At 70.0% G+C, this 20,615-nt stretch carries 17 protein-coding genes; 9 read left to right on the top strand and 8 right to left on the bottom strand.

Annotation, left to right across the window (positions count from 1 at the left end; translation table 11 throughout):
* The first annotated feature begins 14 nt into the window (after positions 1 to 14).
* Positions 15 to 1,094 carry an NAD(P)-binding domain-containing protein gene (locus tag ACFWP5_RS05185; protein WP_384150418.1) on the top strand — a complete coding sequence of 360 codons (1,080 nt, stop codon included), beginning with the start codon at positions 15 to 17 and terminating at the stop codon, positions 1,092 to 1,094.
* A gap of 15 nt (positions 1,095 to 1,109) precedes the next feature.
* Here the strand turns inward: ACFWP5_RS05185 and mltG are convergent, their stop codons facing one another.
* Positions 1,110 to 1,952 carry an endolytic transglycosylase MltG gene (gene mltG / locus ACFWP5_RS05190; RefSeq protein WP_384150421.1) on the bottom strand — a complete coding sequence of 281 codons (843 nt, stop codon included), beginning with the start codon at positions 1,950 to 1,952 and terminating at the stop codon, positions 1,110 to 1,112.
* A gap of 43 nt (positions 1,953 to 1,995) precedes the next feature.
* Positions 1,996 to 3,798, bottom strand: coding sequence for an ABC transporter ATP-binding protein (locus ACFWP5_RS05195; RefSeq protein ID WP_384150424.1), 1,803 nt, complete (start codon positions 3,796 to 3,798; stop codon positions 1,996 to 1,998).
* A 130-nt stretch (positions 3,799 to 3,928) separates the two neighbouring features.
* Between ACFWP5_RS05195 and ACFWP5_RS05200 the strand changes: the two genes are divergently transcribed.
* Entirely contained in the window at positions 3,929 to 4,447 is a 519-nt protein-coding gene (locus tag ACFWP5_RS05200) for a MarR family winged helix-turn-helix transcriptional regulator (RefSeq protein WP_384150428.1), read from the top strand.
* 84 nt (positions 4,448 to 4,531) lie between these two features.
* On the opposite strand, the gene ACFWP5_RS05205 is transcribed toward ACFWP5_RS05200, so the two are convergent.
* Positions 4,532 to 5,170: an HD domain-containing protein gene (locus ACFWP5_RS05205; protein WP_384150431.1), complete on the bottom strand. Its 639-nt coding sequence runs from the start codon at positions 5,168 to 5,170 to the stop codon at positions 4,532 to 4,534.
* A 162-nt stretch (positions 5,171 to 5,332) separates the two neighbouring features.
* Here ACFWP5_RS05205 and ACFWP5_RS05210 point away from each other — a divergent pair, with 162 nt between their 5' ends.
* Entirely contained in the window at positions 5,333 to 6,301 is a 969-nt protein-coding gene (locus tag ACFWP5_RS05210; protein WP_384150434.1) for a GlxA family transcriptional regulator, read from the top strand.
* A gap of 43 nt (positions 6,302 to 6,344) precedes the next feature.
* Here ACFWP5_RS05210 and ACFWP5_RS05215 read toward each other — a convergent pair whose 3' ends face one another.
* Positions 6,345 to 7,028: a TetR family transcriptional regulator gene (locus ACFWP5_RS05215; protein WP_384150437.1), complete on the bottom strand. Its 684-nt coding sequence runs from the start codon at positions 7,026 to 7,028 to the stop codon at positions 6,345 to 6,347.
* A gap of 59 nt (positions 7,029 to 7,087) precedes the next feature.
* Between ACFWP5_RS05215 and ACFWP5_RS05220 the strand changes: the two genes are divergently transcribed.
* Positions 7,088 to 7,948, top strand: a complete 861-nt coding sequence (locus tag ACFWP5_RS05220) for an SDR family NAD(P)-dependent oxidoreductase (RefSeq protein WP_384150440.1) — start codon at positions 7,088 to 7,090, stop codon at positions 7,946 to 7,948.
* Between the two features lie 64 nt (positions 7,949 to 8,012).
* Here ACFWP5_RS05220 and ACFWP5_RS05225 read toward each other — a convergent pair whose 3' ends face one another.
* The 3 genes from ACFWP5_RS05225 to ACFWP5_RS05235 form a co-directional block, all read right to left on the bottom strand.
* Complete coding sequence (locus ACFWP5_RS05225) at positions 8,013 to 9,386, bottom strand: cation:dicarboxylate symporter family transporter (RefSeq protein WP_384150443.1); 1,374 nt, start codon at positions 9,384 to 9,386, stop codon at positions 8,013 to 8,015.
* 174 nt (positions 9,387 to 9,560) lie between these two features.
* Positions 9,561 to 11,180, bottom strand: a complete 1,620-nt coding sequence (locus tag ACFWP5_RS05230) for a peptide-N4-asparagine amidase (RefSeq protein WP_384150446.1) — start codon at positions 11,178 to 11,180, stop codon at positions 9,561 to 9,563.
* Positions 11,181 to 11,190: 10 nt separating this feature from the next.
* A complete protein-coding gene (locus ACFWP5_RS05235; RefSeq protein WP_384150449.1) occupies positions 11,191 to 11,952 on the bottom strand; it encodes a L,D-transpeptidase family protein in 762 nt (253 codons plus the stop codon).
* A 227-nt stretch (positions 11,953 to 12,179) separates the two neighbouring features.
* On the opposite strand from ACFWP5_RS05235, the gene ACFWP5_RS05240 reads away from it, so the two are divergent.
* From ACFWP5_RS05240 to ACFWP5_RS05255, 4 genes are all read left to right on the top strand, one after another.
* Positions 12,180 to 14,093 (top strand): ABC transporter ATP-binding protein, encoded by a 1,914-nt coding sequence (locus ACFWP5_RS05240; protein WP_384150452.1) that lies wholly within the window; start codon positions 12,180 to 12,182, stop codon positions 14,091 to 14,093.
* Positions 14,090 to 15,871, top strand: a complete 1,782-nt coding sequence (locus tag ACFWP5_RS05245) for an ABC transporter ATP-binding protein (protein WP_384150455.1) — start codon at positions 14,090 to 14,092, stop codon at positions 15,869 to 15,871. The genes ACFWP5_RS05240 and ACFWP5_RS05245 overlap by 4 nt, the downstream gene beginning before the upstream one ends.
* Positions 15,872 to 16,309: 438 nt before the next feature.
* Positions 16,310 to 16,786 carry a DUF5709 domain-containing protein gene (locus ACFWP5_RS05250; protein ID WP_384150459.1) on the top strand — a complete coding sequence of 159 codons (477 nt, stop codon included), beginning with the start codon at positions 16,310 to 16,312 and terminating at the stop codon, positions 16,784 to 16,786.
* A 51-nt stretch (positions 16,787 to 16,837) separates the two neighbouring features.
* Entirely contained in the window at positions 16,838 to 17,110 is a 273-nt protein-coding gene (locus ACFWP5_RS05255) for a type B 50S ribosomal protein L31 (protein ID WP_384150462.1), read from the top strand.
* 44 nt (positions 17,111 to 17,154) lie between these two features.
* Here the strand turns inward: ACFWP5_RS05255 and ACFWP5_RS05260 are convergent, their stop codons facing one another.
* The gene (locus ACFWP5_RS05260) at positions 17,155 to 17,949 is read right to left on the bottom strand and encodes a metal-dependent hydrolase (protein WP_384150465.1); all 795 of its coding nucleotides are present in this window, start codon (positions 17,947 to 17,949) and stop codon (positions 17,155 to 17,157) included.
* A 145-nt stretch (positions 17,950 to 18,094) separates the two neighbouring features.
* Here ACFWP5_RS05260 and ACFWP5_RS05265 point away from each other — a divergent pair, with 145 nt between their 5' ends.
* On the top strand, positions 18,095 to 20,608 hold the full coding sequence (locus ACFWP5_RS05265) for a DUF3516 domain-containing protein (RefSeq protein ID WP_384150468.1): 2,514 nt from the start codon (positions 18,095 to 18,097) through the stop codon (positions 20,606 to 20,608).
* The last annotated feature ends 7 nt before the right edge of the window (positions 20,609 to 20,615 follow it).

Here is a 20,615-nt window from a genome sequence, read left to right on the forward strand (position 1 = left end):
CTGTTCGTACGAACGTGAACAACACGCGTGAGGTCGACGTGGTCGTCATAGGCGCCGGGCAGGCAGGACTGGCCGGCGCCTATCACCTGCGGCGCACCGGTTTCGAGCCGGAGCGCGACTTCGTGGTGCTGGATCACGCGCCCGCGCCGGGTGGCGCCTGGCAGTTCCGGTGGCCGTCGTTGACGTACGGCAAGGTGCACGGGATGCACGCGCTGCCGGGTATGGAACTCACGGACGCCGATCCGGCCCGGCCGTCCGCCGAGGTGATCGCAGAGTACTTCGCCGCCTACGAGCGCGACTTCGATCTGCGGGTGCGGCGGCCGGTGGACGTGAAGGCCGTGCGGGAGGGCGTGGACGGGCGGCTGCTCGTCGAGACGTCGGACGGTACGTGGTCGACACGGGCGGTGATCAACGCGACCGGCACCTGGGACCGGCCGTTCTGGCCGCGCTATCCGGGTCAAGAGACGTTCCGGGGGCGGCAGTTGCACACCGCGCAGTACCCGGGGCCCGAGGAGTTCGCCGGGCTGCGGGTGGTCGTGGTGGGCGGGGGCGCGTCCGGCACCCAGCATCTGATGGAGCTCGCCCCGTACGCGGCCGCCACGACATGGGTGACCCGGCGTCCGCCGGTGTTCCGTGAGGGGCCCTTCAGCGAGGACGTGGGCCGGGCGGCCGTGGCGCTGGTGGAGGAGCGGGTGCGGCAGGGCCTGCCGCCGAAGAGTGTCGTCTCGGTGACCGGGCTGCCGCTGAACGACGCGATCCGGCAGGCGATCGCGGACGGGGTGCTGGACCGGCAGCCGATGTTCGACCGGATCACACCCGACGGGGTGGACTGGGACGACGGCCGGCATGTGGACGCCGATGTCATTCTGTGGGCGACCGGGTTCCGGGCCGCGATCGACCATCTGGCGCCGTTGAAGCTGCGCGAGCCGGGTGGCGGTATCCGTGTCGAGGGGACGCGGGCGGTCGCAGATCCGCGTGTCCATCTCGTCGGCTACGGCCCGTCGGCGAGCACGATCGGCGCGAATCGCGCGGGGCGGGCGGCTGTGCGGGACATCAGGCGGCTGTTGGCCGGGGAGCCGGTCGCCGCCGCCTGATGTCGTCCCGGCGGGTCACTTGGTGGGCTGGGCGCTGTTCTTCTGGGCCGCGTTGAACTCGGCGACGTTGCGCTGGTGTTCCTCGTAGGTTGCCGCGAAGCGGGTGTCGCCGGGCTTGACCGTGACGAAGTACAGCCAGTCGCCCGGGGGCGGGTTGATCGCGGCGCGCATCGCGTCCTCGCCCGGGTTGTCGATCGGGGTGGGCGGCAGGCCCATGCGCTGGTAGGAGTTGTAGGGACTGTCGAGCCGGGTGTCGCTGCTGGTGGTCTTCAACGTGGCACGGTTCAGCGCGTAGTTGATGGTGGAGTCCATCTGCAGCGGCATACCGCGCTCCAGCCGGTTGAAGATGACCCGGGCCACCTTCCCCATGTCGGCCTTGGACGCCGCCTCGGCCTGCACGATGCTCGCGATGGTCACCGCCTGATAGACGTTCATCGCGTTGCGCTGCGCGCCGGCGGCGACCGGGGCGCCGTTGAACTTCTGGTTCGCGGTGTTGACCATGAACGACAGCAGCGACGCGGGCGTCGCCTTCTCCTTCAGCGGATACGTCGCCGGGAAGAGATAACCCTCCGGGTTGCCCTCCGCGTCGTTCGGCAGCTTCAGGCCGGCTTTCGCGATCGACTTCTTGGAGGTCCCGACCGGCAGCGCGAGAACCTTGTCCACGGCTTCGTAGATCTGGCCCGAGCGCCAGCCCTCCGGGATCACCAGGGACGTGGGTCGAGCGCCCCCCTCACTCTCGTGGCTCAGCAGCGGCACCGCCACGGCGGTGCCGGCCACGACGGCCCCCGTCGCGATGAGGGCGACCCGGCCCCTGCGGGTCAGTCGAATCGTGCTCCGTGGCGGAGTGTTCATCTGCATGCGGGCACGGTAACCCGCATATCGTCACAAACCCGGCATATCTTCAGCTTGTCGGTTCCAGTTGGGCATCCCGGCGTACGAGGGCCGCGTACCGCCCGTCCTGATCGAGCAGTTCTTCGTGCGTGCCCCGCTCCGCGACGTGCCCGGAGTCGAGGACCACTATCTGGTCGGCGCTGCGGATGGTGGACAGCCGGTGGGCGATGGTGAGCGTGGTGCGGTTGGCCGACAGGGCGTCGATGGCGTCCTGGACGGCGGCTTCGGTGCGGTTGTCCAGCGCGCTGGTCGCCTCGTCCAGGATGAGGACCGGCGGGTCGCGCAGGATGGTGCGGGCGATGGCCAGGCGCTGCTTCTCGCCTCCGGAGAACCGGTGGCCGCGCTCGCCGACGACCGTGTCGTACCCGTCGGGCAGGCCCGCCAGGTGCTCGTGGATCTGGGCCGCGCGTGCAGCCGTGTACAGCTCCTCGTCGGTGGCGTCCGGCTTGGCGAAGCGGAGGTTCTCGGCGACCGAGGCATGGAAGAGGTACGTCTCCTGGGAGACGACGCCGACGGCACGCGCGAGCGTGTCGAAGTCCAGGTCGCGGACGTCGACCCCGTCGAGGGTGACCCGGCCGCCCGTCACGTCGTAGAGCCGGGGCACGAGATAGCCGAGGGTCGACTTTCCGGCGCCGGTCGGGCCGACGATCGCGAGGCTGTTGCCTGCGGGGACGGTGATGTCGATCCCGTCGAGGATCGGGCCGCTCTTGTCGTCGTAGTGGAACTCGACGTCCTCGAAACGGACTTCGCCCTTGATGGTGTCGAGGTGGACGGGGTTCTCGCGCTCGGTGATGTCGATCGGCAGGTCGAGGTACTCGAAGATGCGCGCGAAGAGCGCCAGCGAGGTCTGGATCTGGACGCCGGTCGACAGCAGGCTGACGGCCGGGCGGAACAGGCCCTGCTGGAGCGAGACGAAGGCGACGATGGTGCCGATCGAGGCGTCCGGGCCACCCAGGTGGAGGGTCATGCCGGCGGTCCAGTAGATGACGGCGGGCATCGCGGCCATGACGATCGAGATGACGGCCATGCGCCAGCGCCCGGCCATGTTCGACCTGACTTCGAGGTCGACCAGGCCCTCGGACTCGTCGGAGAAGGACTGGGTCAGCGAGTCGGAGCGGCCCATGGTGCGGCCGAGCAGGATGCCGCTGACGGACAGCGACTCGGTGACCGTGGCGGCCATCTCGGCCATCTGCCTCTGACGCTGGGTGGCGATCTTCTTGCGCTCATTGCCGACGCGGCGGCTGATCCACACGAAGACCGGGAGCAGCAGCAGCGAGACGACGGTCAGCCGCCAGTCCAGGGCGATCATCGCGATGATCGTGGCGACCACGCTGGTGAGGTTCGAGACCAGGGAGGTGGCCGTGGAGGTGACGGTGGCCTGCATGCCGCCGATGTCGTTGGCTATGCGGGACTGGACCTCGCCGGTGCGGGTCCGGGTGAAGAAGGCGAGCGACATGCGCTGCAGCCGGCCGTAGACCGCTGTGCGCAGGTCGTGCATGACGCGCTGGCCGACCGTCGTGGAGATCAGGGTCTGCAGTACGCCGAAGATGCTGGTCAGGACGGCGCTCAGGATCATGCCGAGCGCGAGCAGGCTCAGCAGGCCGGTGCGGCCCTGCGGGATGGCGGTGTCGAGCGTCGCCTTCAGCAGGAACGGGGTCGCCACCGTGACCAGGGACGCGGCGCCGACCAGGAGCCCGACGACCGCGAGTCGGGCGCGGTAGGGCTTGAAGAGCTTGAGGATGCGGCGCACCTGCCGAGGCTGGTCGGTCGAGGTGCCGGGGGACGGTGTCCAGTTGATGTCGTCGCGGGGCATGGTCTCCTACGGATGGTGAGGCGATCAGGACTGGTCAAGCGCTCAGAACTCGTGGAGCGATGAGGCTTGGTGGAGCATAGCTCATTGTTACCTATACTCACAATGAACCAGGTCCTGATATTGTTCCCGTATGACCACCCCCGATTCCGACGGCCTGCTCGCGGAGCAGCTGCTGCGGCTCACGCGCCGGGTGCACCGCATCCAGAAGCGCCATCTGGAGCAGCGCGACCTCGGCATCACCCCAGCCCAGTCCCGGCTGCTGCGCACCCTCGCGCACTTCGACGCCCCGCCGCGCATGGCCGACCTCGCCGAGCGCCTCGAAGTAGTGCCGCGCGCCGTGACGACGCTGGTCGACGGGCTGGAGGCGAGCGGCAAGGTGCGGCGGGCGCCCGATCCGTCCAACCGGCGAGTGATCCGGATCGAGATCACGGACGACGGCCGTAAGGCGCTGAGCGAGCTGCGGGGCGCGCGGCGAGGGGCGGCGGACGAGATCCTGGCGCCGCTCACGGATGTGGAGCGTGAGGTGCTGCGGGCGTTGCTGGACACGTTGGTGGATGGGGCGCCTGGGGCGCACGAGGGGCATGACGCCCATGCTGCGCACGAGGGGCATGGAGTACACGAGGGACATGGGCGCGGGCGTTCCTGCTGACCGGCTGACCCGCTGACCCGCCGACCCTCTGACCCTCTGACCCTCTGACCCGCGCCGAGGCTCCCGCCGGCGACCGGGTTCGCGTCACTCCGGCCAGTTCGAGGCCTTGATGCGCTCGACGAAGTCGCCGCGCACGAAACCGGGCACGAAGTGCTCCAGCACGTCCGCCTTGATGTTGCCGAAGGTGGTCTCGGGGCGGTCCTTGATGCCCTCGGTGAAGGCGGCGAGGATCCCGTTCTTGAAGTCCGGGCGGGGGTGTGCCGCCACGACGGCCGCGCGCTGCTCGTCGGAGACGGCGTCGTAGCCGATGCCCACGACGTCCAGCCCCACACCCCGGTTGACCAGGGCGATCTCGGCCGCCATGTGCAGCGGGATCTCCTGCGTGGTGTGCAGGGCGATGCTCGCCCAGACCCGGTCGGCCGGCTCACCGGTGATGCCGTGCGCGTGCACGAACCGGCGGGCCTCGTCGGCGCCGTCGATCTCGAAGCGCTGGTCGGTGCGGCGGAACTTCTCGGTGAGCCCGAGATCATGGAACATCGCGGCCACATAGAGCAGTTCGGGGTCGTAGGCGAGCCCCTGCGCCCGGCCGCGCAGGGCGCCCCACAGGAAAACCCGCCGGGAGTGGTCGAACAGCAACGGCGATGCCGCCTCGCGCACCAGCTCGGTCGCCTCCCGCACCAGGACGGTGTCCGGGATCTCCACACCTGCGATGACTTCACTCATCGTTCTGCCCTCTCCTCGATGTCGTGCGACTCGACGTCGTGTTCATCGATGTCGTATGACTCCAGGATCGTCAGCGGCGTACGCTGGGGCCATGTCCTCACAGCCACGAAAACCACAGATTCGGACACGGCTTCAGACGTGGCTTGAGATGTGGCTTCCGGCATGACACACCGGGTCGGATTCATCGTCTTCGACGGCGTGACCATGCTCGACGTCAGCGGCCCCGCCGAGGTGCTGCACCAGTCGGGCCGGCTCGGCCACCCCTACGAGCTGGTGCTGGTCTCGCCCCACGGCGGCACCGTGACCGCGTCCAACGGGCTGACGCTGACCCGTACCGTGCCCGCGACCGACGCCGGGCCGGTCGACACGGTCGTCGTCGCCGGGGGCGACCGGCTGGCCCAACAGGACGCCGAGGAAGGGCTGTTGACCGCGACGCGTACCCTCACCGACCACGTCGCCCGGGTCACGTCCGTCTGCACGGGTGCCTTCGTCCTCGCCCAACTCGGCCTGCTCGACGGCCGGTCGGCCACGACCCACTGGCGGCACGCCGAGACACTGGCCCGCCGCTACCCTCTCGTGCGCGTCGAGCCGGACGCCATCCACATCCGCGACGGACGCTTCGTCACCTCGGCGGGCATCAGCGCCGGGATCGATCTCGCGCTCGCCCTCGTCGAGGACGACCACGGAGCGGACGTGGCCAGGGACATCGCGCGCGAGCTGGTCGTCTTCATGCAACGCCCGGGCGGGCAGTCGCAGTTCTCCGCCGCCACCGCGACCCGACCACCTCGTACCGATCCGCTACGGTCGCTGATCGCGTCCGTGCTGGCCGATCCGGCCGGCGACCACAGCCTGCCCGCCATGGCGGCGGCCGTGGCCGTCAGTCCCCGCCACCTGACGCGGCTCTTCCGCACCGAACTCGGTACCACGCCCGCCCGTTGGGTCGAACGGGTCCGCCTCGACCGTGCCCAGCACCTCCTCCTCGAAGGCCACAGCGTCACCTCCGCGGCGTACCACAGCGGGCTCGGCACCGACGAGACCCTCCGCCGCGCCTTCGCCCGCCACTTGGACACGACGCCGACGCACTATCGCAGCCGTTTCGCCAGTACGCGGCGCCAGTCACCGAGGCCGTGAGCCGTGGCCTACGCGCTTCAACTCAGGCCGGCTCGGCTTCAACTCACACCTTTGCGGAAGGCGGTGTTGGCGTCGCAGTAGCGCGCAGCCCTATCAGCAACGCGGCCAGGATGCGGGTCAGTTGGGGTTCGACGTCGACCAGCGCGTGCGCCAACTCGGGGCGGGTTTCGTAGAGCGTTCGGAGGCGGGTACCGGGGGCGGCCATCTGCAACAGCGCCCCGGCCATGCTCGTCGCCGTGGCGATCACATCGATGGCCGAGCGCTCGGTGATGGCGAGCATCCGGCACAACTCGGCTGCCACCGAAGCGACTACGCCGAGTACGACCGTCTTGAACTCGTACACCGAGTCGAGCGAGACGTTGCGTTCCAGGTTCAACGGCGCCTGAGCCAGCAGATCGCAGAAGAACGGCCGCTCGACGAGCGTCTGCGCGATGACGGCGGCGACCGCGTCGGAATCCCCGTCGGCGACCTCATCCAACCGCACCCGAAGCGCCGCCGACCAGTCCTCCCAGCCTTCGGCGGTCAGCGCCAGGAAGATCTGCTCCCGGGTCTCGAAGTACCGCAGCATCGCGGACTTGTGCATGCCGACGGCGGCGGCGATGTCCGTGAGGGTGACCTCGCGCACGCTGCGTTCGGCGCCGAGGGATCTGGCGGCGTCGAGGATCGCCCGCTCGCGCTGCTGTTTGGCCGCCGCACTACGGGCGCGTTGGGGACCGGGCGTGCTCATGACCCAGAGCATAGCGCAACCCGGTTGCACTAATAACGAAACAGTGTTTTGCTAGACGCATGACTCAGACATGGTTCATCACCGGTTCGTCCCGCGGCTTCGGCCGCAACCTCACCGTCGCGGCCCTGGAGGCCGGCGACCGGGTCGTCGCCACGGCACGCAAGCCTGAGCAGCTGGACGACCTCGTGGAGAAGTACGGCGACCGCGTACTCCCCGTCGCGCTCGACGTCACCGACCGCGCGGCAGCAACAGCCGCTCTACAGGCGGGGGTCGACCGCTTCGGTGGGATCGACGTGGTCGTCAACAACGCCGGGTACGCCAACCTCTCCCCGGTCGAGACGACCCCCGAGGACGACTTCCGCCGACAGTTCGACACGAACTTCTGGGGTGTCTACAACGTCTCGACGGCGGCGCTCCCGTTCCTCAAGGCGCAGGGCTCGGGCACGGTCGTACAGTTCTCGTCCATCGGTGGCCGGGTCGGGGGGAATCCCGGGCTCGGGTCGTACCAGGCGGCCAAGTTCGCGGTCGACGGCTTCACGCGCGTGCTCGCGGCCGAGACCGCGCCGTTCGGCATCAGGTACCTCGTCGTGGAACCGGGCGGCTTCGCGACCGACTGGGCCGGTTCGTCGATGCAGATCCCGGATGTGACGCCGGAGTACGACGAGACCGTCGGCGCGATGATCCGCCTCTTCGACGGTCCCGTGGTCGCCGCGGGCGACCCGAAGCGCGCCGGGGAGATCCTGGTCCGGATCGTCAAGCAGCCGGACCTCCCCTCCCATCTCCTCCTGGGAGCCGGTGCCGTCGAGATGGCGCAGAGCTATTCACGCGACCAGATCGCACAGGCGGCGGCTTGGGAGCGGGTAAGCCAGTCGGCCGACTTCGACCAGCCCTACCCGGCCGACCTCATAGACCACGCATAGGAGAACGGGCCGCAGCTCCCCACCGATCCGGTGGATCAGGAGCCGCGACCCGTCACAACAGGGCTCAACCGGCCTCGGAGGCCGGTTCCTTGACGAGCTGCGCGGGGATCTCCCCGTCTGCCTCCACCACATCGTTCTCCACGTCCGTGATCTCGCCGTCGAGGACCTTCTTGGCCCGCTCGATGTCGAGGGCGCCCTCCCAGCGGGAGACCGCGAAGACGGCGACGCAGTTGCCGAGGAGGTTGGTGACGACGCGCATCGAGTCCATGATTCGGTCCACGCCGAGGAGCAGGGCGACCGCGCCGGCCGGGATCGCGCCCAGCGAAGAGGCGGTCGCGGACAGGGCGAGGAAGGCCGAACCGGGAATGCCGGCCATGCCTTTGCTGGTGAGCATGAGCACCAGGACGACGGTGATCTGCTGGCCGAGGCTGAGGTCGACGCCGACGGCCTGGGCGATGAACAGCGTGCCGATGGAGAGGTAGAGCGAGGCGCCGTCGAGGTTGAAGGAGTAGCCGGTGGGCAGCACTAGGCCGACCGCGTCGTCCCGGGCGCCGGCCTTGCGCAGCTTCTGCATCACGCGCGGCATGACGGACTCGGTGGAGGCGGTGCCGAGCGCGAGGAGCATCTCCTCGCGGATGTAGCGGAGGAACTTCCAGAGGCTGAGCCCGGTGACCAGCCGCAGGGCGATGGAGAGCAGCGCGAGGAAGAGCGCAGCGGCGACGTAGCAGAGGATGATCAGCTTGGCGTAGGTCTTCATGACGCCGAGCCCGTACTGGCCGACCAGGACGGCCATCGCGCCGAACACGGCGAGCGGGGCGAGCCGCATGACGAAGCCGACGATCGCGAAGATGATCTCCTGGGCCTGCTCGATCGCGGGCAGGACCTGCGGCACCTTCGTGTTTCCGAGGTGGAGCAGCGCGGCGCCCACCAGGCAGGCCAGGATGAGGACTTGGAGGAGGGAGTTCTCGGCGAAGGCGCCGATGAAGCTCGTGGGGAGCGAGTTGACGATGAACTCGGTCGTCGAGGGCAGTGCGGCGCCGCCCGTCTTCGCGTCCACCGCCGAGGTGTTGAGCGTGGCCGGGTCGACGTGCATCCCGGAGCCGGGCTGGACGACGTTGGCGAGGACCAGCCCGATGATCAGTGCCGCGGTGCTGGCGACCTCGAACCAGATGAGCGCCTTGAGGCCGATGCGGCCGAAGGCCTTGAGGTCACCGGCCTTGGCGATGCCGACGACGACCACGCAGAACACGAGCGGCGAGATGATCGTCTTGATGAGCCGGGTGAATCCGTCACCGAGGGGCTGAAGGTCCGTGGCCACGTCCGGCCACAGCTTTCCGACGAGGATTCCGAGGACGAGCGCGCAGGCGACCTGCGCGAAGAGTGAGGTACGCAGTATGCGTGCGACGCGTCGCGGCAGGGGCGGGACGGACGGCGGCACGGGCACTCCTTGAGGGGGGACGGTCGTTCGCGGAAGTCGATTGGGGGCGACTTCTGCGATACGGAAAGCGGCTTCCGAGTGGACACTTTGAAGCCGTTGTTGATCGTCCGGAAAACCTCCGTGTGACGGCCGTGTAAATCACGCACCTGAGTGACGCATCGCACGCACAACGCCTCAGCAGCCGCTGCGGTCCTCGGTGAGCACCCCCTGCGCGGTCGTCAGCGAACGGTCGTAGCAGCCGCCCGACCCGTACAGCCGGTAGCGCTCACCCGACGTCCCGACCGCGTGCCGCTGGTCGCGAGGCACGTTGAGCGTGTAGGTCGCGTCCCCGGTGTAGGTGTCGTCGAGCCGCGACCACCCGGTCCGCCGCCCGTCCCGCGTATCGACGACCGCCGCCCGGTCGCCCAGCGTGAGAACGGTACGCAGCCTGTCGTCCGTCCCGATCGTCGTCGCACCGTTCATCGTGTACGTCCGATGCGTGGCCGTCGTCCGGGCCGGTCCACGCCCGTCGACGGTCACCGACTCGTCGTCCGTCCAGGTCGCGTCGAGCCCGTCCATGTTCTCGCCGTCGACCCAACGGTGCACGGAGGTGTTCGCGAGCGTCCGGTCGACGGTGGTCCGCACCCGGCCGTGCGAGGTGTCGACGTATCCGGCCGTGGTCAGCCGATGGCCCGCGTCGGTGTCCACGCGTTCCTCCGAACCGGGCGTGTACGTCGAGGAGTTGGCGAGCTCGCCCGCCCGGTCGAGGGTGAGTTTTCCGGTGACGTGGGCGCGCTGCGCGTCCTGCCAGACGAGCACGTTCACCGGTGCGCTCCAGCCGCTCTGCCCCTCGGGCACGCCCACGACGGAGACGTCGATGTGGTGCGGGCGACCGTCGTTGAGAAGGCCGGCGAAGGGTGTGAGGTCGTATTCGATCGGCTTGACGTCGAAGGCACGCGGGGCCGGAACGACGTACCAGAGAAAGGGGTCGGACCAGCCGCCGGTCCACACGTTCGGGAACGGCGCTGCGATTCCCGCGAGTTGGCCGTCGACCTTGATCTGCACCTCGCGGTAGGGGCCCTTGTCCGCCTGGCAGGAGTACGGCGCCGAGCCGGGCACCGCGAGATACCAGAACTCCTCGCAGCCGCCGCCGGATCCGGTGGCGTACACCTCGGCGACGATGCGTTCGGTGTTGTGCGGGGTGGTGAGGGTCGAGTCGGCGGCGAGGGTGAGGACGCGGTCGGGGGTCTGCGCCGCCGCGGGTCTGCCCTCGTAGAACGTCAGTGTGGCCTTGACGCCGATGACACCGGTGTACGTGTCGTCGACGACGTTGCCGATGAGCATCTCGACGTCCTGCGCGCTGCGGAAGGTGGCGCTGTAGCGGGTGACGTCCTTCTCGACGGACCAGGCGATGCCGTCGGGCGAGGGTTCCGGCGTCGATGTACGGAGGATCTCGACGCCGCCGACGTGCAGATAGCCGAGTCGGTCGTACTGTCGTCCCTTGACCGTGCCGTCGAGGCGCAGCACGACCTTGCTCCAGTGGTCGCCGCAGCCCTGTGGTGGTGTGTACGTGCCCTTGTACGGGGTGAAGTCGCGGAACTCGGTGTCGGCGAGGGTCACTTGGCAGGACTTCGTCGCGGGCTTGGCGATGGGCGGGGCGGCGGTGAGGGGGTCGTGCCAGTCGGTACCGAACTCGGCGGGGACGTCGGCGACTTGGGCCTTCGCGTCGGCCGCTCGGGCGGGGCTCGCCCCGAGGAGGGTGCTCGCCAGGAGGGTCGCTCCGGCGAGCATGGACATGACTATCCGGCTTCTCATGGGCGGTGTTCTACCCCTTGAGGTCCGCCCTGTCCCCCATCAGCACCACGGGATGCCGGCCCGGGTCGAGCGTGCGCAGCAGGTACTCCATCGCCTCTTTGGACAGGCTGACGCAGGCCGACGTACCGCTGCCGTGGTCCAGGTGCAGCCAGATCCCGCCACCCTTGTCCTCGCCCTCGGGCTGCTCCGCGTCGTCGGGCGGGGTGCCGGGGACGCGGTTGTAGTCGATGGCGATGACGTAGTCGAAGTCGTGCCAGTGCGATTCGTCCCAGTCACGCGGCGCTTCGTAGGACTCGTCCTGGGAGTACGGGAGTGCCGTGCCCGGGTCGTCGAGCACACCGCCCGCGGCGGTCAGCGTGAACACGCCGACGGGGCTGCGCTTGTCGCCGAGGTGGTGGTCGGTGGTCCAGCCCAGCTTGCCGTTGTGCGCGGGCCAGCCGGCGGCCCGATCCCAGGTGGAGCCGCTCTTGGTGAACAGGACGGCGGTGGAGTCCGAGGAGTCCTTGCCGTCGCCGTAGACCGTGAGGACCTGGCTCGTGTCGGTGGGGATGGCGCGCTGGAGCCGGTCGCCGACGTCCGGGATGCGGGTCGGGTCCGGGACGGCGGCGGGGTTGGCCGGTCTCGGGTGGGTCGCCTGGGCGCCGGGTCTCCCTTCCCGCCCGCCGGGGTGTCCGTTGTGCGCGCTTCCGCACGCGGACAGGGTCGTCATCATCAGGAGGGAACCGAGAGCCGCCATCGCGACCGTCGCACGTCGTGTGCCGCCACTCTGCATCGGGCCATGGTCACATCGCATTCGGCGCCATTGTGTGAGGTCACGGACATCTCGCCCCTGATGGGTGAACGCCGGTTCTGACCCCCGGCGGGGAAAACCGCTTGCTTCCGACCACGCTGCGACGCGAACCTTTCACGGTTTGTTGCCGCGTTCCGCTCGCGGTTCGTCGCCGCGCTCCGCGGTTCCCTCCTCCCCCTTCCCGCCCGAACAAGAGCCACTGGGACGTCATGCAGATTCAAGACCTTCCGTATCCCGACCCGGGTGTGCCGGACGCGCGCTCGGGGCCCCGATTCCTGTGGTGGCTCGGCCGGAATCAGCTCGGTGGACAGTTCAAGTCCCTGGCCTGGGGGCTGCTGCACTTCGTGTCGGTCTCCGCGCTGCCGTTCTGTGTGGGGTTCGCCGTGCAGGCCGCGGTCGACCGCTCCGGGAGTCGGCTGGCCCTGACCGGCGGGCTGATGGCGCTGTGCGGGGCGGGCATCGCCGTGGGCGACACCTTCCTGCACCGGGCCGCCGTCACCAACTGGATCACGGCCGCCGCCCGCGTTCAGCAACTGCTGGCCCGCCAGGCCGCCCACCTCGGCTCGGCGCTGACCCGGCGGGTCGCGGCCGGTGAGGTCGTGGCCGTGTCGACAGGTGACGTCGAGAAGATCGGCTGGTTCGTGGAGGCGCTGTCCCGCTTCCTGGCCGCCGCGCTGACGATCGTCATCGTGTGCGTCGGCCTGTTCGTGTACGAGCCCGCGCTCGGTGTCGTCGTCGCCGTGGGCGTGCCCGTGCTGGCGGTCTCCGTGCTGCCGCTGCTGCCCCGCGCCACCCGGCGCGCCGACGTGCAGCGAGAGAAGGCGGGCCGCGCCACCGAACTCGCCTCCGACACCGTCGCCGGACTGCGGGTGCTGCGCGGCATCGGCGGCGAGGAACTGTTCCTCGACCGCTACCGCCGTGCCTCCCAGGAGGTCCGCCACGCGGCCGTGCGCAGTGCCCGGATGTGGGCGGTCATCTCCGCGATCCAGGTGCTGATGCCGGGTCTGCTGCTGATCGCGATCGTCTGGCACGGCGTGCAGCTGGCCCGCCAGGGCCGGATCACCGTGGGCGAACTGGTCACCGTCTACAGCGCGGTGATGATCATGTCCTACCCGCTGCGGCACTTCGAGGAGATCGCCATGGCGTACTCCTTCTCCCGGCCCTCGGCCAAACGCGCCGCACGCGTGCTGTCCCTGGAGCGGGTCACCGACACCGTGGGGACGCGCGCGGCCGAGGTGCCCGCCGGGGATCTGTACGACCCGGACACCGGTCTGCTCGCTCCCTCCGGCCGGCTCACCGCCGTGGTGTGCGGCGACCCCGACGCGGCCGGGCGGCTGGCGGACCGCCTCGGCGGACACCCCGCCGAGGCGGGCACCTCCGTGCTCCTGGACGGCGTACCGCTCGACGAACTCCCCCTCGACTCGGCGCGCACCGCCGTCCTCGTCCAGGACAAGGACCCGGTGCTGTTGTCCGGTTCGCTGCGTGAGCTGCTCGACGTGCCCGCCTCGGGTGCGGTCGGCGCGGAGGAGGCCCTGGCCGCCGCGCAGTGCGGGGACGTGCTGGTGGCGCTCACGCAGGGGTCGCTCGACACCGAGGACCCGATGGACGCCCGCATCACCGAACGCGGACGCTCCCTCTCCGGCGGCCAGCGCCAACGGCTCGCCCTGGCGCGGTCGTTGATCACGGACCCGGAGGTCCTCGTCCTGGACGAGCCGACCTCCGCCGTCGACTCCCACACCGAGGCCCGGATCGCCGACGGTGTACGGGAGTTGAGGACCGGCCGGACCACGGTGGTGTTCACCTCCTCGCCCCTGCTCCTGGACCACGCGGACCGGGTCGTGCTGGTGCACGACGGCGAGGTGGTGGCGGTCGGCGCCCACCGCGACCTGCTCCGCAGCGAGCCCCGGTACCGGGCCGTGGTGACGCGCGAGACCGAGGACGAGTCCGCGATGCGTGATGAACAGGCCGCACTGCGGGGCGAGTTGGAATCCCGCGATGCCCCACTCCGGAGCGCCGCGGAACACGACCAGGCTCCCCTCCGGGATGCCTTGGCCGACGACGATGCCCTGGACGACGAAGCCGCCCTGCGGAGCGCACTGGAAGAAATCGAGGAGAGCGCATGATCGGCGTGGCGCCCCCGGCCTACAACCCGGCGGCCCCGACCACGGCGAACACCCTGCCGGTCGGCGCCCCCGCGACCGTACGCGCGTACGTGTCCGAACTGTTCCACCGGCATCGCCGTGCCTTCCTCCTTCTCGTCGCCGTGAACACGGTCGCCGTGATCGCCTCGATGGTGGGTCCCTATCTGCTCGGCGATCTCGTCGAGCGGGTGTCGGACGGAGCGCGGGAACTCCATCTGGGCCTGACCATCGGGGTGTTCGTGGTCGCACTCGCCGTCCAGGCCCTGTTCATCCGGCAGGTGCGGTTGCGTGGCGCGATGCTCGGCGAGCGGATGCTGGCCGACCTGCGCGAGGACTTCCTCGTACGGTCGGTCGGACTGCCCCCGGGCGTCCTGGAACGGGCGGGCACCGGCGACCTCCTGTCCCGCATCACCACCGACATCGACCGGCTCGCCAACGCGATGCGGGAAGCCGTGCCACAACTGGCGATCGGCGTGGTGTGGGCGGTGCTGCTGCTCGGCGGTCTCGTCGTCACCGTGCCGCCGCTGGCGCCGGCCGTGCTGATCGCGGTGCCGGTGCTGGTGATCGGCTGCCGCTGGTACTTCAAGCGCGCACCGGCCGGCTACCGCTCCGAGGCCGCCGGGTACGCCGCCGTGGCCGCGGCCCTCGCCGAGACCGTGGACGCCGGCCGCACCGTCGAGGCCCACCGCCTCAGCGACCGGCGCATCGCCCTCTCCGAGCGCCGCGTCAAGGAGTGGACCGCCTGGGAGAACTACACGCTCTGGCTGCGATCGGTGCTCTTCCCGGTCATCAACGCCACGCACGTCACGGTGCTCTGCTCGGTCCTGATGCTCGGCGGGGTGTTCGTCCTGCAGGGCTGGATCGGGGTGGGCGAACTGACGACGGGCGCCCTGATCGCGCAGATGCTCGTCGACCCGGTGAACCTGATCCTGCGCTGGTACGACGAGCTCCAGGTCGCCCAGGTCTCGCTGGCCCGGCTGGTCGGCGTCCGCGACATCGAGCCCGACGCCGGGGACGCCGCTCTGTCCCCCGAGGGCCGGGACGTGCACGCGGACCGGGTGCACTTCGGCTACCGCGAGGGCGTCGACGTGCTCCGCGAGGTGTCCCTGAAGGTCGCGCCCGGCACCCGACTGGCCCTGGTCGGCCCCTCGGGCGCGGGCAAGTCCACCCTGGGCAGACTGCTCGCCGGCATCTACGCGCCCCGGGACGGCCGGATCACCCTCGGCGGCGCCGAACTCTCCCGGATGTCCGCGGAACACGTCCGCTCCCATGTGGCCCTCGTCAACCAGGAGCACCACGTCTTCGTGGGCTCCCTGCGCGACAACCTCCTGCTCGCCCGGACCGACGCGGCGGACGCCGAGCTGTGGGCGGCGCTGGGCGCGGTCGACGCGGACGGGTGGGCGCGGGCACTGGACGACGGCCTGGACACCGAGGTCGGCTCGGGCGGGCTCGCGCTCACTCCGGCCCAGGCCCAGCAGATCGCACTGGCCCGGCTGGTGCTGGCCGACCCGCACACGCTGGTCCTGGACGAGGCGACCTCGCTCCTCGACCCGCGTGCGGCCCGCCACCTCGAACGCTCCCTGGCCCGCGTCCTCGACGGCCGCACGGTCGTCGCGATCGCCCACCGGCTGCACACCGCCCACGACGCGGACATCATCGCCGTCGTCGAGAACGGCCGCATCAGTGAACTCGGCAGCCACGACGAGTTGGTGGCGGCTGAGGGCGCGTACGCGGCGCTTTGGCGGTCCTGGCATGGGTGACAGGGGCTCCGCCGGTCGAGCGGTGACTGAGCTGCGGGTCGGTGGGGGTCTACGGGTCGGCGGGCTGATCGGGAACCTGCGGGTCGGTGGGGGCTGGTCGCGCAGTTCCCCGCGCCCCTCTAGGGGCGCCGTGCCGCGCCGGAATCGGACGCGTCCCTGAATCGGTGTGTGAAGGACCGTCCGAGCTCGCGTCGGTGAGGCTGCCGGGGCTGGTGAGAGGGGAGGAGGCTGGGGGTGGACGAGGGCCTTGCCCTCCCCGGCCCGGGTCCGTGCCGTTGCGCGGTGGGGAAAAGGGGTGGAAGGCTGGGGAGCGGCACCGGTTCGGGAAGTGCCCGGGAACCATGTGGTTCGTGCCGGGCACCGCCTGTGCCCCGCACAGCGGTGACCCGCCGCCGACCGCGGTGAGAACGGGCCGGTCCCCACCACCTGGAGGTACCCGTGAACAGCGCCGACGGATGGGGAGACGACGTCTACCAGCCCGACGGATCCGAGGTGCAGGACGACGCGGGTCTGCTCGACGCGGAGGACACCCTGGTGGCCGACGGCGTCGAGGACCCCCTCGACCGCGGCTGGTCCCCACCCGATCGCCCCTGGGCGGTGGAACGCGACGACGTGACGGCCGCTGGGCGCGAGCACGGCGAGACGCTCGACCAGCGCCTCGCCGAGGAGATCCCGGATCTCGCCGTGTCCGAGGGCGACGGCATCGGCGACTCCGAGGACACCGACGGCGAACTCCTGGACATCGAGGTCGGTGACACCCGCTCGGGCCGGCTCGTGGCACCCGACGAAGGAGCACACGAGGACGAGGAGAGCGGCCTGATCGCCACGGACGTGGGCATCGACGGTGCCGCCGCCTCCGCCGAGGAGGCCGCGATGCACATCGTCGACGAGGGCGAGGACTCCCTCTACGGCTGACCTCGCCGCCCCTTCGCCGTCAACCGCACCACCGCCGCAGGAGGAGCAGTCATGCAGCAGGACAAGCAGCCCGACTACCACCCCGTGGTCTTCCGGGACCGCGCCGCCGGATACGCCTTCCTGACCCGGTCCACCGCGACCAGCGACCGGACCATCGAGTGGGACGACGGCGAGACCTACCCGGTCGTGGACGTGGAGATCTCCTCGGAGAGCCACCCCTTCTACACCGGTAAGGCGCGGACGGTGGACTCGGAGGGCCGCATCGCCCAGTTCGAGCGGCGCTACGGCAGCGGCGGGGCGGGCCAGGGTTCCGGCGGGGCGTGAGCCACCATCCACGTCGGCGCGGGCGCCGGCACTGACGCCGGGCCTCAGATCACGTTGAGCGCCGCCGCGCAGCCCACTCCCCCGAGGAGTATGAACACCGGCATCAGCACCTTGAGCTCGACCCAGCTGCCCGCGCGGAACCGCATCACCTTCGGCGGCCCGATCGGGTACCAGCGCTTGCGGCCCAACGGGATCGGCCACAGGATCGGGCAGCCGGAGACGGTCAGCGCGTCCCCGATGTCGTGCACCAGCGCACCCAGCACGACCGGCAGCCCCAGCCACAGGTACTGCTGGGGCGCGTCCGTGAACAGCCAGTTCGAGCCGTTGCCAGGCTTGTCCAGCACTCCGGCGAGGATCCACGCGCTGGTCGCCGCCAGCAGCCACACCAGGATGTCGCTGCTGGAACCGCGGGCCGCCCGCCACAGCAGACCCTCGATGGCCAGCACCATGTGCACGAAGAGGATCGCCAACACCCCCCAGCGGCCACCCATGATCGCCACGGCCGAACTGCCCGCCCCGATCAGGACCGCCCACAGCCAGGTGTGAGTGAGGGTGCGGTGCCCGCCGGAGCGGCGCGGGTCGCCCTGCTTCCTGGTCCCCTTGTACGCGGCGTACGAGAGCTTGTCGACGATCTCGCACAAGGCCTTGGAGACGGGTCCGAAGGCCCGGGAGATCGTGGCCGCCTTGTGGTCGAGGTCCGGGGCGAGCGCGGCGCCGGCACAGATCAGGGCGCCGACCAAGATCACCGGCCAGGGCATCGGGTGCCCGGCGGCAGCGGCCGCGGCTCCTACGCCGAGCCAGGCCGCCGCTCCCGACAGTGAGTGTGCTGGTCCCATCATGGCCGTTCCCCGCCCCATTCCTCTTACGCCGCCGGTCAGTTGCTCGGGCGCCCTGACACTCTGTCGGCGACACAGCGTAGCGGTAGCGATCTTCGTCCCCGCAGCCGATTCCCCCATCGGCCGGGACGCCAGGCAAGATGGGGTCGTGACCCTCATCGACCAGTTGCCGCCGACCGCAGATCCCGACGCCCTCTACGAAGCCTTCGAGTCGTGGGCCAAGGAGCGCGGTCTCACGCTCTACCCCCATCAGGAGGAGGCGCTGATCGAGGTGGTCTCCGGTGCGAACGTGATCGTGTCGACGCCCACGGGCTCCGGCAAGAGCATGATCGCCGCCGGTGCGCACTTCGCCGCGCTGGCTCGGGACGAGGTCACCTTCTACAGCGCCCCGATCAAGGCCCTGGTCTCGGAGAAGTTCTTCGAGCTGTGCAAGATGTTCGGTACCGAGAACGTCGGCATGCTGACCGGCGACGCGTCCGTCAACTCCGACGCCCCGATCATCTGCTGCACCGCGGAGGTCCTCGCGTCGATCGCGCTGAGGGACGGCAAGCACGCGGACGTCGGCCAGGTCGTCATGGACGAGTTCCACTTCTACGCGGAGGCGGACCGCGGCTGGGCCTGGCAGATCCCCATCCTGGAGCTGCCGCAGGCGCAGTTCATCCTGATGTCGGCCACGCTCGGCGACGTCGCGATGTTCGAGAAGGACCTCACCCGCCGCACCGGGCGCCCCACTTCGGTGGTCCGCTCTGCGATCCGGCCGGTGCCGCTGTCCTACGAGTACAGGCTGACCCCGCTCACCGAGACGCTGACCGAGCTGCTGGAGACCAAGCAGGCGCCGGTCTACATCGTGCACTTCACCCAGGCGCAGGCCGTGGAGCGGGCGCAGGCACTGATGAGCATCAACATGTGCTCGCGCGAGGAGAAGGACCAGATCGCCGAGCTGATCGGCAACTTCCGCTTCACCACCAAGTTCGGCCGCAACCTGTCCCGTTACGTACGGCACGGCATCGGTGTGCACCACGCCGGCATGCTGCCCAAGTACCGGCGTCTGGTGGAGAAGCTCGCGCAGGCGGGTCTGCTGAAGGTGATCTGCGGTACGGACACGCTCGGGGTGGGCGTCAACGTGCCCATCCGCACAGTGCTGTTCACGGCACTGGCCAAGTACGACGGCATCCGGGTACGCACGCTGCGCGCCCGTGAGTTCCACCAGATCGCGGGCCGCGCCGGACGCGCCGGCTTCGACACGGCGGGGCTCGTGGTCGCGCAGGCCCCCGAGCACGTCGTCGAGAACGAGAAGGCGCTCGCCAAGGCGGGCGACGACCCGAAGAAGCGCCGGAAGGTCGTCCGCAAGAAGGCGCCCGAGGGCTTCGTCGGCTGGTCGGAAGGCACCTTCGAGAAGCTCATCACCTCCGAGCCGGAGCCGTTGACGTCCCGCTTCCGGGTCACGCACACGATGCTGCTGTCGGTGATCGCCCGCCCCGGCAACGCCTTCGACGCGATGCGGCATCTCCTGGAGGACAACCACGAGCCGCGCAAGCAGCAGTTGCGGCACATCCGGCGCGCGATCGCCATCTACCGCTCGCTCCTGGACGGCGGCATCGTCGAGAAACTCGACACCCCGGACGCCGAGGGCCGCATCGTGCGCCTCACCGTCGACCTGCAGCAGGACTTCGCCCTCAACCAGCCGCTGTCGACCTTCGCGCTCGCCGCGTTCGAGTTGCTGGACCCCGAATCGCCGTCGTACGCGCTGGACATGGTGTCCGTCGTCGAGTCCACGCTGGACGACCCGCGGCAGATCCTCGCCGCCCAGCAGAACAAGGCGCGCGGCGAGGCCGTCGCGGCGATGAAGGCGGACGGCGTCGAGTACGAGGACCGCATGGAGCGCCTCCAGGACGTCAGTTACCCCAAGCCGCTGGAGGAGTTGCTCTTCCACGCGTACAACACGTACCGCACGAGCCACCCGTGGGTCGGCGACCACCCGCTGTCGCCGAAGTCCGTGATCCGTGACATGTACGAACGGGCTATGTCCTTCACGGAGTTGACCTCCCACTACGAGCTGGCCCGCACCGAGGGCATCGTGCTGCGCTACCTCGCCGGCGCCTTCAAGGCCCTCGACCACACCGTCCCGGACGACCTCAAGTCCGAGGACCTGCAAGACCTGATCGCCTGGCTCGGCGAGATGGTGCGCCAGGTCGACTCCAGCCTGCTGGACGAGTGGGAGCAGCTGGCCAACCCGGCGGAGATGACCGCCGAGGAGGCGCAGGAGAAGGCCGACCAGGTCAAGCCGGTCACCGCGAACGCGCGCGCCTTCCGGGTCCTGGTGCGCAACGCGATGTTCCGCCGCGTCGAACTCGCCGCCCTCGACCATGTCAACGAGCTGGGCGAGCTGGACGCTGAGAACGGCTGGGACGCGGACGCCTGGGGCGAGGCGATGGACAAGTACTGGGACGAGTACGAGGACCTCGGCACCGGCCCCGACGCCCGCGGGCCCAAGCTCCTGCTCATCGAGGAGGAGCCCCAGCACAACCTGTGGCGCGTTCGGCAGATTTTCGCCGACCCGAACGGCGATCATGACTGGGGCATCAGCGCGGAGATCGATCTCGCGGCCTCCGACACGGAGGGCCGTGCGGTCGTCCGTGTCACCGACGTCGGCCAGCTGTGAGCACAGG

Origin of the sequence: Streptomyces sp. NPDC058469 (assembly GCF_042721125.1) — a bacterium.
GTDB lineage: Bacteria > Actinomycetota > Actinomycetes > Streptomycetales > Streptomycetaceae > Streptomyces.